Source organism: Paenibacillus antri (genome assembly GCF_005765165.1).
Taxonomy (GTDB): Bacteria; Bacillota; Bacilli; order Paenibacillales; family YIM-B00363; genus Paenibacillus_AE; species Paenibacillus_AE antri.
Window position 1 is genome coordinate 1 of the sequence record NZ_VCIW01000007.1, and the last position, 13465, is coordinate 13465.

The following is a 13465-nucleotide window of genomic DNA, read 5'->3' on the forward strand; positions in this document are numbered from 1 at the left end:
CCGGCGGACAGTATTCACGACTACAATACGGGCGTCCCGGTGCCGGGCAACACGGGCGGTCTGGCGAAACTCGGCCACACGTTCGCGGGCTGGAATACGGCGGCGGACGGCAGCGGAACGAACTATACCGCGCCGGCATCGTTCACGATGGGCGCGGCGGATGTGACGCTATATGCGAAGTGGACGGTCAACGGTTACACGGTAACCTATGAAGTCAACGGTGCCACGTCCGGCAGCGCGCCTTCCGTCAGCAACCATGACTATAACACTGACGTTACGGTGCCGGGCAACTCGGGCGGTCTGGTTAAGACAGGCTACACGTTCGCGGGCTGGAATACGGCGGCGGACGGCGGCGGAACGGCTTATACGACCGGCGATGCGTTTATGATCGGCGCGGCGGATGTGACGCTGTATGCGCAATGGACGATCAATAGCTACACGGTGACGTACGACGGCAACGGCGCCGAGTCCGGCAGCGTACCGGCGGTTAGCAGTCATATGTACGACACAGCTGTGACTGTGCCGGGCAACCCTGGCGGATTAACGAAGACAGGCCACACGTTCGCGGGTTGGAATACGGCGGTCGACGGAAGCGGAACGAACTATGCCGAAGCGGGTTCGTTTACGATCGGTACCGCCGATGTAACGCTGTACGCGAGATGGTCCGCGAACCGATACGAGATCAGCTTCGAAAGTAACGGCGGCTCGCCGGTAGACGACGTGACGGTGCATTACGGCAGCGCCGCGGTCAAGCCGACGGACCCGACGAAGACAGGGTATGCGTTCGCCGGGTGGTACACGGATCGCGACGCATTGTCGCAAGCGTTCGATTTCGCAGCCCCCTTCGGAGCGGCCGACGCCACGTTATATGCGAAGTGGATTTCGGCGAACGCGTTGTTATCCGACTTGTCCGTGGATCAAGGCACGCTCCGTCCGGCATTTTCGCCGTCGGAACCGATGTATGCCGTCGATGCGGCGAAGTCGGCGAAGAGCCTGAAGCTGTTCTTGAGCAAAGGCGATTCCAAGCAAACGATCACGGTCACGGGAGCGACATACGCTTCGGTAACGGACGACGTGTATGCTTACAACGTCTCCAGTTTGATCGTCGGGCCGAATCCGATTACGATCATGGTCACCGCGGAAAATCAGGAGCGGCATACGTATCAAGTCACGGTGAACGTCTCGGCCGATGAAGCGATGGGGCAGCCGGTCGCGCTGGACCCGTCGGTTCGTACGCTCGCGTTCCCGGGCGGGCTTAAAGTCAACCTGCCGGAAGGACTTCCGATGTCCCCGGGGGCGACGCTGACGGTGCGGGATTCGAACGCCGCGCCGTCCGGAGAAGTGAAACTCGCCAAAGCCGGTCAGGTGATCGATTTTCAATTCGAAGGGGTGACGGTCGATCGGCCTGTCGAAATAACGCTCGGGTACGGCGATAAATCACATTCGAGCAAACTCGCGATTTTCTACTACAACGCAGCGACGGGAAAGTGGGAATACCAGCCTTCTCGAGTTACGGATCACGGCATCGTGGCGTCGGTCGGCCATTTCTCCACGTACGGCGTGCTTGCGGATACGACAGCGCCGGATCGAGTCACGGTCGCGGCCGGCGAAAAAACAACGAGCTCCATTACGCTTCATCTCGCCGCGGGCGACGATTCGGGCGTGGCGAAATATTCGATTTATCGCGACGGAAAGCTCGTTGCGGAGACGGCGGAAAGCAGCTATGTCGATACCGGGCTTTCCGCTTCGAGGACGTACACCTATACCGCCAAGGCGGTCGATCGGTTAGGCAATATTTCGAACGACAGCGAAAGCGTATCGGTCACGACGAATAGCGACGGGATCGGCGGCGGAAGCGGCGCTGTCGGCGGCTCTAACGGAACGATTGCAACCACTGGAAAAGTAACCTCGACCGACGGTACGCTTACGCTCCCCGCCGGACGATCGGGCGAAGTCAGCCTGGGCGACGAGGTGAAGATCGTCATACCGGCCGGCGCTTCCCGCGAAGAGCTAAAGCTGACGATCGAACGCGTGTCCGACATCCGGCAGCTGATCGAAAGGAGCGACCGGCTGCTCAGTCCGGTGTTCGAAATATCGAAAAACTTCGCGAGCAGCCTCAGCAAAGATGTTACATTGACATTCGCCTTCGATCCGACAATGGTAAAGGACGGTCAAAAGCCCTCTGTATTTTCCTATGACGAATTGAATCTGGAGTGGGTGGACATCGGCGGCGAGGTAACCGGAAATACGATCGCGGCGAGCGTGAAAAACTTTACGAAATTTGCGGTATTCGTCGTCGACCCGAAGACGGACCCCTCTCCGGACGAGAAGCCGACGATCCGCTTCGGCGACATCGCCGGTCATTGGGCGGAACCGAACATTCGGGCGGCGGTGGCTGCCGGTATCGTCAACGGGTATGCCGACGGCACGTTCAAGCCGGATGCCGAAGTCACCCGCGCCGAATTTGCGGTCTTGCTGATGAACGCGTTAGAGCCGAAGGGTACGGGCGCGGAGTTGACGTTCGCGGATACGGCGGAGATCGGGGCATGGGCCGCGACGGCCGTTTCGCAGGCTGCGGAAGCGGGGATCGCGACCGGTTACAGCGACGGGCGGTTCCGACCGGCAGCGAACATTACGCGAGCGGAGCTGGCGGTTATGATCGCAAGAGCGTACGGCGCGGACATCGAAACCGAATCTTCGGTTACTACCGGGTTTGCCGATGACGAGTATATTCCCGAATGGGCCAAGGGAGCTGTTTCCGCGGTTCGGCAGTCGGGCATCGTCCAAGGAAGAAGCGGTGATCGGTTTGCGCCGGATGCTACGGCAACAAGGGCCGAAGCCGTAACGATGATCATGAACTTGCTGCGGAAGATGAATTAATGACTGGAAGCGTTACTCCCCCCGGCAGGGAGTAACGCTTTCTTTTATATGTCGCCGATCCACGAAGCGCGACGCATTTTTTTGGAACCGGTTCGGCCTGCCGGACGTAAAAAAACTTTGGTCCCGACGTGCCTGTCCGCGATGGATTAGGTATACTAATGGTTGGGCAAGTTAACGTTAATTACATATAGAATTTGTTGACTGCTGACACTTGCAGGGATGAAGAGAGGAGCAATCGAGTTGGAGTCACTTTGGCTGGAGTACGCATGGGCATTACTGATTCTTATCGGGTTGGAGGGCTTGCTGTCCGCTGACAATGCGCTCGTGTTGGCGGTCATCGCGAAGCATCTGCCGGACGATCAGAAGAAGAAGGCGATCAATTACGGCATCATTATGGCCTTCGTTTTCCGCTTCGCCGCGCTGTTCGCGATTTCCTTCATCGCGAACGTCTGGCAGGTACAGGCGATCGGCGCTGCGTATCTGCTGTACCTTGGGTTAAAACACATCATTCAAGCGAAGTTCGGGAAGAAACCCGAGGCCCATCAGAAAGAACTAAAGGAAGAATCCTCGGGGAAAGGGTTTTGGCCTACGGTCGGCAAGATCGCGCTGGCCGATCTCGCCTTCGCGATCGATTCCATTCTCGCCGCGGTTGCGATTGCCCTCGGTCTTCCGGACTCGCCGCTGGGCGATTTCGGCGGCATGGACGGAGGTCAGTTTATCGTCGTCGTGCTTGGCGGCATCGCCGGGTTGGTCTTAATCAAGTATGCGGCCACTTGGTTCGTAAAGCTGCTTGCACAACGTCCGGCGCTGGAGACGACGGCTTACGCGATCGTGGCTTGGGTCGGGGTGAAGCTGGCCGTCATTACGCTCGCCCACGAGGATATCGGGGTGTTGGATCACCATTTTCCGCATAGCACGGGTTGGACAACAGTCTTCTATATCGTCTTAGTCGCGATCGCCCTGCTCGGTTGGTTCGCGCCCAGCAACAAGCAGGCTAAGGCGACCCAATCGTAACGTAACCATGAGTTGTAAGGAAAGAGCTAAGTCGGCGAAAACCGCTTAGCTCTTTTCCGTATTGGCAAGGGGGGGGATCCGATCATGAACGAAATCGAACGGTATCGCGAGGAGCTCGCGCGGATCTTCGCCGAAGCGGAGAAGGACATCGCCGCTTTCCCGGACGGACCGCGGGACCGAGCGCTGCGGCTTCTGGAGCGGAGCGACCCGCTGCGGAATGGCGGACGCGCGAACGCGATCAGCTACCTGCTGCCGTATTGGGCGCGGGAGCGGACGAACGGTCCGCTGGAGCTGTGCCGCGATCTGGCGATCGGGAATATCCATGCGATGCTCCGGTTTTTCCTATTGGACGACGCGATGGACGGCGCCGCGGCGAACCCGGAGTCATTGCGGGAGTCGCTGGCGCTCGTTCCGCTATTGGAAGAGCGGTTTCTGGAGCGGTACCGGAGACACTTCCCCGGCGATTCGATGTTGTGGAGCCGGTACCGCGTCTACCTTGAGGAATGGGCGTCGGCCGTCTATGCGGAAGGACGGGATGGTCCGATGGATCCGCGAGACGGCGGCGCGTTGGCGCGGAAGGCGGCTCCCGCGAAGATCGGCGTCAGCGGCATGCTGATTCGCGCGGGACAAGCGGAGCGCCTCCCCGCGGCGGAGGAGGCCGTCGAGCTGGCGTTAGCGGTGCTTCAGCTGTCCGACGATCGAGCGGATTGGCGGGAGGACTTGCCCGTCGCGAACGGCAGCGGCAACGCCTTCCTGACGCTCGTTCGAGAGCGTCTTCCCTCTTGGCCGGTCGACGAGTCCGAAGTCCGGAGAGCGATGTACAACCACGGCGTCTTGGATCGCCTCGCGGACATCGCAGGCGGCTACGTCGAACGGCTGGAACGGAATTCCGACGCGCCGGACCGGCTCGTTCGATTCGCTCAGGACATCGTCCGAAGCATGCGGGGAGAGGCCGAAGCAGCGGCGGCATCGAAACGGCGGCTGGCGCTTGAGGGCGGATTCGCGTACTTCTTGTCGAAAATGAAAGAATGATAGGACAATATTACCAATTCAGTGTATGATAATAGGGCTAATCCATTTTCCGAAAGGGGAAACAGCCTTATGTCTATGGACTCATTGAAAGTGAAAATTATCCAGAAAGCATGGGAAGATCCGCAGTTCAAGGCGCAGCTGTTGGCCGATCCGAAGAGCGCGCTGGAAGCTTCGTTCGGCCTCAAGCTCCCGGAGGGCATCGAGCTTAAAGCGGTAGAGGAGACGCCGACGCAATTTTATTTGGTCCTGCCGCCCAACCCGGCCGATCTGAAGAGCGTCGACGGGTCGGACGAAGTGCAGTATGTGTGGAGCTAGTCCAGCCTGATCAGAGGGAACCGAACGATCGCTTCGGTTCCCTTGCCTTTCTCGCTGCGAAATTCGAGGGTGCCCTTCATCACTTCGATGATCCGGAACGTGACCATCAGACCGAGACCGGTCCCCTTGGTCTTCGTAGAAAAATACGGCTCGCCGAGCTTGGCGATCTGTTCCGCATCCATGCCTAACCCGTTATCCGCGATCCGAATGACGATCTCGGCGCCTTCCGCGTAAGCGTGCACCTCGATGTTCCCCTGCTCTTGGAACGACTCGATGCTGTTCTTTATCATATTGATGATCGCTTGCTTGAACTTCGACACGTTGCCCAGCATGAGCAGGCGATCGGAGGCTTGGACGCGAAGCGTTCCCCCGTGCAGCATGACCATCGGCCCCATAATCGTCTCGATATTGCACAATTCTTGCTTGACGTCCATCGGCGCGACCGAGTCCTGCTCGGGCCTCGCGAACGTCAGAAAATCCGAAATGATGACGGACGCCCGATCCAATTCGCTGATCGCCATCGTGTAATGGCCTTTGGTATCGTCGTCGGCCCTGCGTAACAGCAGCTGCAAGAAGCCCCTCGTCACCTGCAGCGGATTGCGGATTTCATGCGCGATCGACGCGGCCAGGTCGCTGATGACCCGCATTCGCTCCGTCTTCTGCAGATGGTGGCTGTGCAGCTCCAGCTCCCTCGAGTAGGCGAGCAGCGTGGAATAATCGGCGGCTATTCTGCGAACGAGCACCAAGACGAGGCTAAGGATCAGAAACACAAGGCCGAATTTCCACAAGTAAAACACATGCGGCCGATGAAGGACGGAAAGCAAGACCAGATCGGCGATGCCGGATATCGCGAGTCCGAGGATGCCGCTCGAGAGTATGAGAGAATCCCGGTTTCCCCGGAACGCATTTCGGAAAGCGAGCCCGATCGTGACGAGCAGCTGAAGGACGATGAGCGGAGCCAGGATATAGAACGTAAAGAGCTTATAGAAAAAGTAAAACGATTCGCCGACCCAAAGATGCGCGATCAAAACCAGGAAGCAGAAAAGGTAATAGCCGATAAGCCATCGAACGGGCTTCTTAAAGAAGGCCGCCGAGTGTTCATAGAGATGAATCGAGAAATAAAACAGCGACGGGAACAACACCAGCATGGCCGCATCGAATACGAACAGCAGCAGTCGTCCGAGCTCCGGATAATAATAGAAGGGCAAGGACGAATAAGAAGCGATCAGCATGCCCGTGGAGAGGACGAACAGGCTGAGCGCCGCCGCTTGTTTCCGATGCTTCCAGAGCGAAAGTCCGGTAATCGCGAGCATGACGATGCCGAGGAACGAGATCGCGGCGCCGAGCAACAGATTCGGCATCTCCGCGCGTACATTGTCCGACGACAAGGCGTCGAAGGCGCCGACGCGAACGGGACTGCCGATTCCGGCGCGTTCCTTCGATTCGATGCGGATCAGAATCTCGCTCGCCGCGGAATTCGCCGTAAGCGGAACGAGCGCAATGTTTCGTTCGAAATCGTAGCCGCGCGAAGCGCGAAAGATCGCTTCCCCGTTCTCGTAAACGGTGTAGTCAAGTCCGTATAGTCGCTGAATATACAGCCCCGGGCTTCTCCATTCGGAAGACGCCGGCACGGTCAGCCGGATCCATGCTCCGACGGCGCCGTCCGGAATCGTAGTCAGGGGACGGCTCACGGTCGCGGAATGCCAGGGACCGTCCGAGACCGCGGGTTCGCCGCTCGCCTCCGATGCGTCGATCCAACGGACGTCCCATTCCGTAACGGTCCTCTCGGGAACGATCGGCTGCGCCGCCTTCGGCATGCCGAACCAAACGACGAGTACGACGCCGCACAGTAGGAGTAATACGACAGGAAGTCGGAACGTTTGCATGTTGCACCTCTAGAAGATATACGAACTATAAGACTACCTACCTTTTCGACAAGATTCGCGCTAATCCTGTTTCTTTCGACGAAAGATTGAGAAACTTTTCCATTCCCCGTATCGTCGACCATGGTTTCGGTTGCTTGCGGCGTCTCGCTTCTGATACACTCTCGATAATATATTATTGATTCATCACTAACATGGAAGGAGCTTAACGTTATGGCGAAGAACGACACGGCTTCGATAAACCGAAGGGCGGACATTATTTCGGCCGCGATCGAGGTATTCGCGGAGTTGGGGTATTACCGCACGACGACGATGCAGGTGGCCAAGCGGGCGGGGATTTCGCAGCCGTATATTTTCCGGTTTTTCGCGACCAAGGAGGAGCTGCTGCTCGCCGCTTTGGAAGCGTCTTGGCGGCGAATCGCCGACGCCTTCCGCCAAGTCGTCGCGACCGCGTCGCCCGATCGATTGGAGCGGGAGCTGATCGCCGCTTACGAAGAGATCATGACGGCGCGCCGTTCGGAGACGCTGCTCCAGATGCAGGCGCAGACGATGCGGGACGAGCCGATCCGTACGGCGATGCAGTCGGGCTACCGAGACGTTCGGGGAATCGTGCTGGAAGCGTTCCGAGTTCGCGGGCTGCCGGATCCCGAGGAGCGCGCGAAGCTGTTTCTGGCGCGCGGGATGCTGTGCAACGTATCGATGGCGTTAGACTTGCCGGAGCTGATGGAGGGGTGAGAAACGAGGCCTCTCTTTTTTTTTGAAAATTAGTAATTGATCAATCACTAACAATAATGTATATTGTTTTTAGTAAGTTAGTGATTGATCAATCACTAACTAATAACGGAGGTCGATACTATGAAGAAAGCGATTGTTCTTGGAGCGACAGGCGGCACCGGCGCCGCCATCGCGGAGGAATTAGTGAAGCGGGGGGTGAATGTCGCAGCCTTCGGACGTTCCCGCGCGAAGCTGGAGTCGTTCGCGGCCCGGTTGGGCCATCCGCCGCATCTGACGCTGGCCGTCGGGGACGCGTTCCAGGCGAAGGACATCGAGGCGGCTTCGGCCGGCGCGGACGTTCTGTTTCATTGCGCGAACGTGCCGTACCATGAGATGGAGGAGCGCTTGCTGCCGCTCGGCGAAGCGGTCATGCAGGCCGCCGATCGACTCGGTCTGAAGGTGGTCGTCGTGGACGGGATTTACCCGTACGGAAGAAGGCAGGCGGATCGGGTCGACGAAGATCACCCGAAGGAGCCTCATACGCGGAAGGGCCGGATCCGGCTGCAGTACGGCCGAATGGTATTCGATCGCCGGTGGACGCGCGCGCGGCCGCTCATCGTCCGATTGCCTGACTATTACGGTCCTACGGCGAACCAAGCGTCCTATTTGGGAGGCACGCTCCAAGCGATCGCGAAGGGGAAGGTCGGGTTTTTCATCGGGAACATGCGAGTGCCTCGCGAATATGTGTACTTGCCGGATGCGGCTCGCATGACGGTGGACATCGCCCTTCGCGAAGACGCCTACGGCGAAGAATGGAACATCCCCGGGGCCGGCGTCATCTCGGGGAACGAGATCGTCCGGCTCGCGAGGAAGGCGGCGGGATCGACGAAATCCGTCATCCCGTTGGGCAAGATCGGCTTATCGATCTTGGGGGCGTTCGTTCCGGTCATGAAGGAAGTGGTGGAGATGTTGTACCTTACGACGGAGCCGCTCCGCCTCAGCGGGGAGAAGTACGAGCGGCGCATCGGACCGATTGCGGCTACAAGGTACGAGGAAGGCATCGCCGAAACGGTTCGTCGGTTGAAGGGATAGGAGGCGCCTAGTCCGCGCGGACGTTACGGACGACGTTCGCGAAGAACGCGATGGTGCCGAGCACGATCAGCACGCCGCCGATCGGAACGAACAACAGAAACCCGGTCGCGCCGAAGATTAACGCGGTCAATCCGCCCATCATCAGCGGCACGCCGATGTTATGCATCCAGAAGTGCAGCTTCCCAAGCAACCCTGTCGCCGCCGGGAACCGGCAATAGACCAGCCCTCCGATCGCCATGGACACCCATCCGATCAAGTTCAGATGCACGTGGACGGGGCTTAGTTCATGATGGTCGGTCATCGACATCCCCATGCCCATGACGACGCCGACGACAAAGTAAAACGATGCGATTTGCAGCATGCGAACTCCCATTTTCAAAAAAAATCATCCTCTCGTCTCGATAAATTACCTGCAGTAGGTCCGCAACAGACGTTCTTCCACGCCGCGCCGCCTCGCGACAGCGTAGAGCGACCCGAAGACCGCCTTCTGCAGCCAAATCGGAACGCCGTTCATATACGACTCTCCAAGCTCGAAAAGAACGGCCATCTCGAGCGCATTGCGGGGGATGCCGCTCTTCGGGCGCACTCTCCCGTCCCGGGCAAGCCCGTAAGCGATTCGCAGCATCGGCTCGAAGCATCTAGCCGGCTCGATCTTCGTATGAAATACGATCGGGTCCGGTCCCGGGTTGAAAAATCGGTGTTTCGTCCCCGGCGGCGCCGTGGCGCTCTCCCCGGGACGCAAGCTGCGCAGCAAGCCGTCCACCTCTAGATGGAGCTCGCCTTCCACCGCCTCGAAACGCTCCGAATACGTCCGATGATAATGAAGACCGTTGCCTCCCCCCGGAGCCAGTTCCACCTTGACATATTCATAAGCGCCTTCGGACTCGGCGGCCGTCGTCAGGAAGGTGACCCGATCCTTGACGAGCGGATTCTCGATGGTTCTCGGTAACGTACGATGGCTCATGTTCGCGCGCCTCCTTTCATCAATACCTTATCAGGGAATGAGAGGTTCTCGTACTATACCGAGGTATAATTTGTGAGTATACTTGGGGGTATCAAGGAATCGGGCGGGGATGAAATGAGGTTTTTCGAAGAGAGGGAGGATGCCTTCCTCGTCGGACGGGAGCGCGAGAGGGTGCTGTTCGAGCGGTTTCTGAACGGCGACCCCGAGGTTCGGCCCGTGTGGAGCGTGTACGGGACCGGAGGCGTCGGCAAGAGCACCCTGCTGGACGCGTTCCGCAGGCAAGCGCGAAGTCATGGGGCCGCGTTCTACCTGTTGGACAGCCGCGAAGTCGGCCGGACCGGGGAGGCGTTCTGCGAAGCGCTGTCGGAGCGCATGGACCTTCATGACGGAAGAGGCGCAGCGAACGGTTCTCCGTTGGACCGCGTTCTCGAACGATTGCATGAGGAGGCGTCGCATCGCCGGGTCGCGATCGCGATCGATACTTTCGAGGAAATGAGCCTCTTGGAAGGCTGGCTTCGGGACGAGTTTCTGCGTCGGCTGCCTTCCGAAGCGCTCGTCCTGCTGTCGGGCCGGCATCCGCTTAGAGGCCAATGGCTGACGTCGCCGGCTTGGCGGGAGCGCACGCATTGGCTTGCGATCGACCATTTGGAGCGGGACGCCGTATTGGACTATGCGGGGAAGTGCGGCCTCGCCGAACCGGAGCAGGGGGAACGTCTCTGGGAGCGTACGCAAGGTCACGGTCTCTCGCTCGCCTTGGCCGTTGCGGCGGAGCGGATCGGCGGCGGCGGGCCCGTCGACTTGTCCTCGGGCTGGTCTTCGGAGCTGGCCGCGCTCTGGCTGAAGGAGGTGCCGGACGAAGAGCTTCGGGAGTTGGTGGAGGCGGCTTCGATGCTGCGGTATTTCAATCAAGAGGTGCTGGAGCATATTACGGAGCGCCGCGTCGGCGCGTCCGCCTTCTCCGGCATCGCGGAGTTGAGCTTCGTTCGGAAAACCGGGAACGGCTGGCGATTGCACGACTTGATGAGGGAATCGACGCGGGCGCAGCTCAGGGAACGGGCGCCGGGAAAATTCCGGAAGCTCATGGAACGCTGCGTCCTCTATTACGCGACGCTCATCCGAGAGTCTTACCGGAAGCGGGACGTCGCCGCCGAAGTGGGAGAACTGTTTTATTATATCGGCGATCAGAACATTCGGGCGTTCTTGAATGCCGCGGATGAGCAGGAATATATGTGGGAGCCGCTGTCGGCGGCCAACCTGGAGGAGGGCATTCGCTACCTGCGGCGGCGCCGGGACGAAGCGAAGCCGGTCACCCGCAGGGGCGTCGATCCGGCTACGGGAGAGCTGCTGGAGCTTACGCTCGCGAAGGAGGAGGCGTTGTACTCGATCGCCGGGCTCGATTTGGCGGAATTGGCCGAGCTAGGGCCGCATACCGTTCAACTGATGAAGGGAACCGACGGCACCGTCTGCGGCTTGTCCGCGATGATTTCGATCGGGGCGGATACGCTTGATTATTTGGAGAGGGATCCGTTCTCGGGTCCGTATTTTCGAAGCTTGACGCCCGCCGAACGCGAAGCGCTCGCCGTTCCGGGCCCGGATCCGGCCGGGTGGTTCATCCGGAGCATCGATATTCTGGATTGGAACGATTCTTCCATGCTCCTAGAGGCCGGATCGCAAATGTACAACTACATGTGCGCCGGCAAGCTGTTCGTCACCTCTCCGCCCCCGCTGGAGATGTTTCGCGAGTCGCATCTGGGTCTCGGCTTTCGGCTGCTGCCGAACGTCACGCATTGCGCTTACGACGGGAAGACGCCTGCGCCCGCGTTCGCGCTCGACACCCGGGGGGAGAAGCTGGAGGCGTTCTTGGCCGCGATGCTTCGCCGCATCGGCGTCGATCTGGAGCCGGCTCGGGGCGCCGCGCCGGGAGACCCGACGCGTTCGCCGGAAGAGCGGGAGCGTCGGCTCGCCGCGCTCGGGCTGACCGAGCGCGAGCGCGAGGTGGCGCAGCTCGCCATCGACGGCTGTTCGAACGCCGACATCGCGGCGCGCTTGTTCGTCACCGAAATTACGGTGAAGAAGCACTTAAGCTCGGTGTATGCGAAGACGCAAGTCAAGAACCGCGGTCAATTGATTAAGGCCATCTTGCAATGAAGGAGGACCCGGAATGCGGAATTACGTAGATTCTCCGGAAATGCAGGAGAGGTTATACAAGAGGACGTTGCGGATCGTCGTCCTCTCGCAGCTGTTCGGAGGCGCCGGGCTGGCGGCGGGCGTGACGGTCGGCGCGCTTCTGGCCCGGGATATGCTCGGCACGGACAGCGCCGCGGGCATCCCGTCCGCCTTGCTTACGCTCGGCTCCGCCGCGGCGGCGCTGCTCGTCGGACGGCTCTCGCAACGATCCGGCCGCCGCATCGGGCTTGGAACGGGCTTCCTGGCCGGGGGCGTCGGCGCGCTCGGGATCGTCTTCGCCGCCGTCATTCAGAGCATTCCGTTGTTATTCGCTTGCTTGCTGATTTACGGGGTAGGTTCCGCGACGAACCTGCAAGCGAGGTATGCGGGGACCGACCTGGCGAAGCCCGGGCAGCGGGCGAAGGCGGTCAGCGTCGCATTAGTGTCTACCACGTTCGGCGCCGTCGCGGGGCCGAATCTGGTCGGACCGATGGGAGGCCTCGCGACGTCGATCGGCATCCCGGCGCTCGCGGGTCCGTTCCTTCTTGCCGCCGCGGCTTATATGTTGGCCGGCTTCGTCTTCTTGGCGTTCCTGCGACCGGACCCGTTCCTCGTCGCGAAGGCGATCGCGGACGCCCGGGCGAAGGCCGATCGGAACGGCGTCCTCTCGGAAGGTCCGTCGCAGCTTCCTATCGGCAACAGCAGAGGGATCGTCGTCGGCGCGGCCGTGATGATCCTTACGCAGATCGTCATGGTCGCCATTATGACGATGACGCCGATTCATATGGAGCACCACGGGTTCGGCTTAAGCGAGGTCGGGCTCGTCATCGGGTTCCATATCGGCGCGATGTACCTTCCCTCCCTTGCGACCGGCGTTCTCGTCGACAAGATCGGACGGACGGCGATGTCGATCGCGGCCGGAGCCGTCCTGTTATCCGCCGGGATCGTAGCCGCGCTCGCGCCGGGACATTCGATCGCAAGCCTGATCGCCGCGCTCGTACTGCTTGGGCTCGGGTGGAATTTCGGATTGATCAGCGGCACGACGCTGATCGTCGACGCGACGCATCCGTCTACCCGCGCGAAGACGCAAGGAACGATCGACGTCGCGATCGCTCTGGCCGGGGCGTCGGGCGGCGCATTGTCCGGCCTGGTCGTGGAGCACGCCGGCTTCGCCGCGTTGTCGCTCGCCGGGGGCTTGCTTGCCTTGCTGCTGCTGCCGATCGTGATGTGGTCGGAGGCCGGGAGGAGAGCCGGAGCGCGATCATGACGAAGCGGGCGGCGCGCTCGAACGAGGTTGTCATGATTTTCGAAGGGAAGTCATGAATTGCAGTCATATTGTCATGACTTCCGGGCGGAGCCGGCGGAGCGTCCGCCTAGAGGGGAACGCGAATTTTCCCAGTAACGG

Annotated in this window: 11 protein-coding genes; 8 read left to right on the forward strand and 3 right to left on the reverse strand. The window is 60.1% G+C overall.

Annotation, left to right across the window (positions count from 1 at the left end; translation table 11 throughout):
• The 4 genes from FE782_RS12500 to FE782_RS12515 all read left to right on the forward strand — a co-directional run.
• Window positions 1-2880: InlB B-repeat-containing protein (locus tag FE782_RS12500; protein ID WP_202914524.1), on the forward strand; the 2880-nt coding region annotated here is incomplete at its 5' end.
• A 240-nt stretch (window positions 2881-3120) separates the two neighbouring features.
• A complete protein-coding gene (locus FE782_RS12505; protein WP_138194438.1) occupies window positions 3121-3894 on the forward strand; it encodes a TerC family protein in 774 nt (257 codons plus the stop codon).
• An 84-nt stretch (window positions 3895-3978) separates the two neighbouring features.
• A complete protein-coding gene (locus tag FE782_RS12510; protein ID WP_138194439.1) occupies window positions 3979-4926 on the forward strand; it encodes a hypothetical protein in 948 nt (315 codons plus the stop codon).
• A 69-nt stretch (window positions 4927-4995) separates the two neighbouring features.
• Window positions 4996-5241, forward strand: coding sequence for an NHLP leader peptide family RiPP precursor (locus FE782_RS12515; RefSeq protein ID WP_138194440.1), 246 nt, complete (start codon window positions 4996-4998; stop codon window positions 5239-5241).
• Here the strand turns inward: FE782_RS12515 and FE782_RS12520 are convergent.
• Entirely contained in the window at window positions 5238-7127 is a 1890-nt protein-coding gene (locus tag FE782_RS12520) for an ATP-binding protein (RefSeq protein ID WP_138194441.1), read from the reverse strand. The two genes, FE782_RS12515 and FE782_RS12520, sit on opposite strands and share 4 nt — an antisense overlap.
• A gap of 210 nt (window positions 7128-7337) precedes the next feature.
• On the opposite strand from FE782_RS12520, the gene FE782_RS12525 reads away from it, so the two are divergent.
• Window positions 7338-7859: a TetR/AcrR family transcriptional regulator gene (locus tag FE782_RS12525; protein WP_138194442.1), complete on the forward strand. Its 522-nt coding sequence runs from the start codon at window positions 7338-7340 to the stop codon at window positions 7857-7859.
• A 120-nt stretch (window positions 7860-7979) separates the two neighbouring features.
• Complete coding sequence (locus tag FE782_RS12530) at window positions 7980-8930, forward strand: SDR family NAD(P)-dependent oxidoreductase (RefSeq protein WP_138194443.1); 951 nt, start codon at window positions 7980-7982, stop codon at window positions 8928-8930.
• Window positions 8931-8937: 7 nt separating this feature from the next.
• Here FE782_RS12530 and FE782_RS12535 read toward each other — a convergent pair whose 3' ends face one another.
• Window positions 8938-9303: a cytochrome-c oxidase gene (locus FE782_RS12535; protein WP_138194651.1), complete on the reverse strand. Its 366-nt coding sequence runs from the start codon at window positions 9301-9303 to the stop codon at window positions 8938-8940.
• Between the two features lie 33 nt (window positions 9304-9336).
• Window positions 9337-9894, reverse strand: a complete 558-nt coding sequence (locus FE782_RS12540) for a cupin domain-containing protein (protein WP_138194444.1) — start codon at window positions 9892-9894, stop codon at window positions 9337-9339.
• Between the two features lie 114 nt (window positions 9895-10008).
• Between FE782_RS12540 and FE782_RS12545 the strand changes: the two genes are divergently transcribed.
• Both FE782_RS12545 and FE782_RS12550 read left to right on the forward strand, forming a co-directional pair.
• Window positions 10009-12042 carry a LuxR C-terminal-related transcriptional regulator gene (locus FE782_RS12545; RefSeq protein ID WP_138194445.1) on the forward strand — a complete coding sequence of 678 codons (2034 nt, stop codon included), beginning with the start codon at window positions 10009-10011 and terminating at the stop codon, window positions 12040-12042.
• Between the two features lie 13 nt (window positions 12043-12055).
• A complete protein-coding gene (locus FE782_RS12550) occupies window positions 12056-13327 on the forward strand; it encodes an MFS transporter (RefSeq protein WP_138194446.1) in 1272 nt (423 codons plus the stop codon).
• Window positions 13328-13465 lie beyond the last annotated feature (138 nt).

What these genes read in the sequence shown, in the direction of transcription:
- FE782_RS12510 (WP_138194439.1), top strand. Translation starts at nt 3,979, where the DNA reads ATGAACGAAATCGAACGGTATCGCGAGGAGCTCGCGCGGATCTTCGCC.
- FE782_RS12515 (WP_138194440.1), top strand. Translation starts at nt 4,996, where the DNA reads ATGTCTATGGACTCATTGAAAGTGAAAATTATCCAGAAAGCATGGGAA.
- FE782_RS12520 (WP_138194441.1), bottom strand. Translation starts at nt 7,127, where the DNA reads ATGCAAACGTTCCGACTTCCTGTCGTATTACTCCTACTGTGCGGCGTC.
- FE782_RS12525 (WP_138194442.1), top strand. Translation starts at nt 7,338, where the DNA reads ATGGCGAAGAACGACACGGCTTCGATAAACCGAAGGGCGGACATTATT.
- FE782_RS12530 (WP_138194443.1), top strand. Translation starts at nt 7,980, where the DNA reads ATGAAGAAAGCGATTGTTCTTGGAGCGACAGGCGGCACCGGCGCCGCC.
- FE782_RS12535 (WP_138194651.1), bottom strand. Translation starts at nt 9,303, where the DNA reads ATGGGAGTTCGCATGCTGCAAATCGCATCGTTTTACTTTGTCGTCGGC.
- FE782_RS12540 (WP_138194444.1), bottom strand. Translation starts at nt 9,894, where the DNA reads ATGAGCCATCGTACGTTACCGAGAACCATCGAGAATCCGCTCGTCAAG.
- FE782_RS12545 (WP_138194445.1), top strand. Translation starts at nt 10,009, where the DNA reads ATGAGGTTTTTCGAAGAGAGGGAGGATGCCTTCCTCGTCGGACGGGAG.
- FE782_RS12550 (WP_138194446.1), top strand. Translation starts at nt 12,056, where the DNA reads ATGCGGAATTACGTAGATTCTCCGGAAATGCAGGAGAGGTTATACAAG.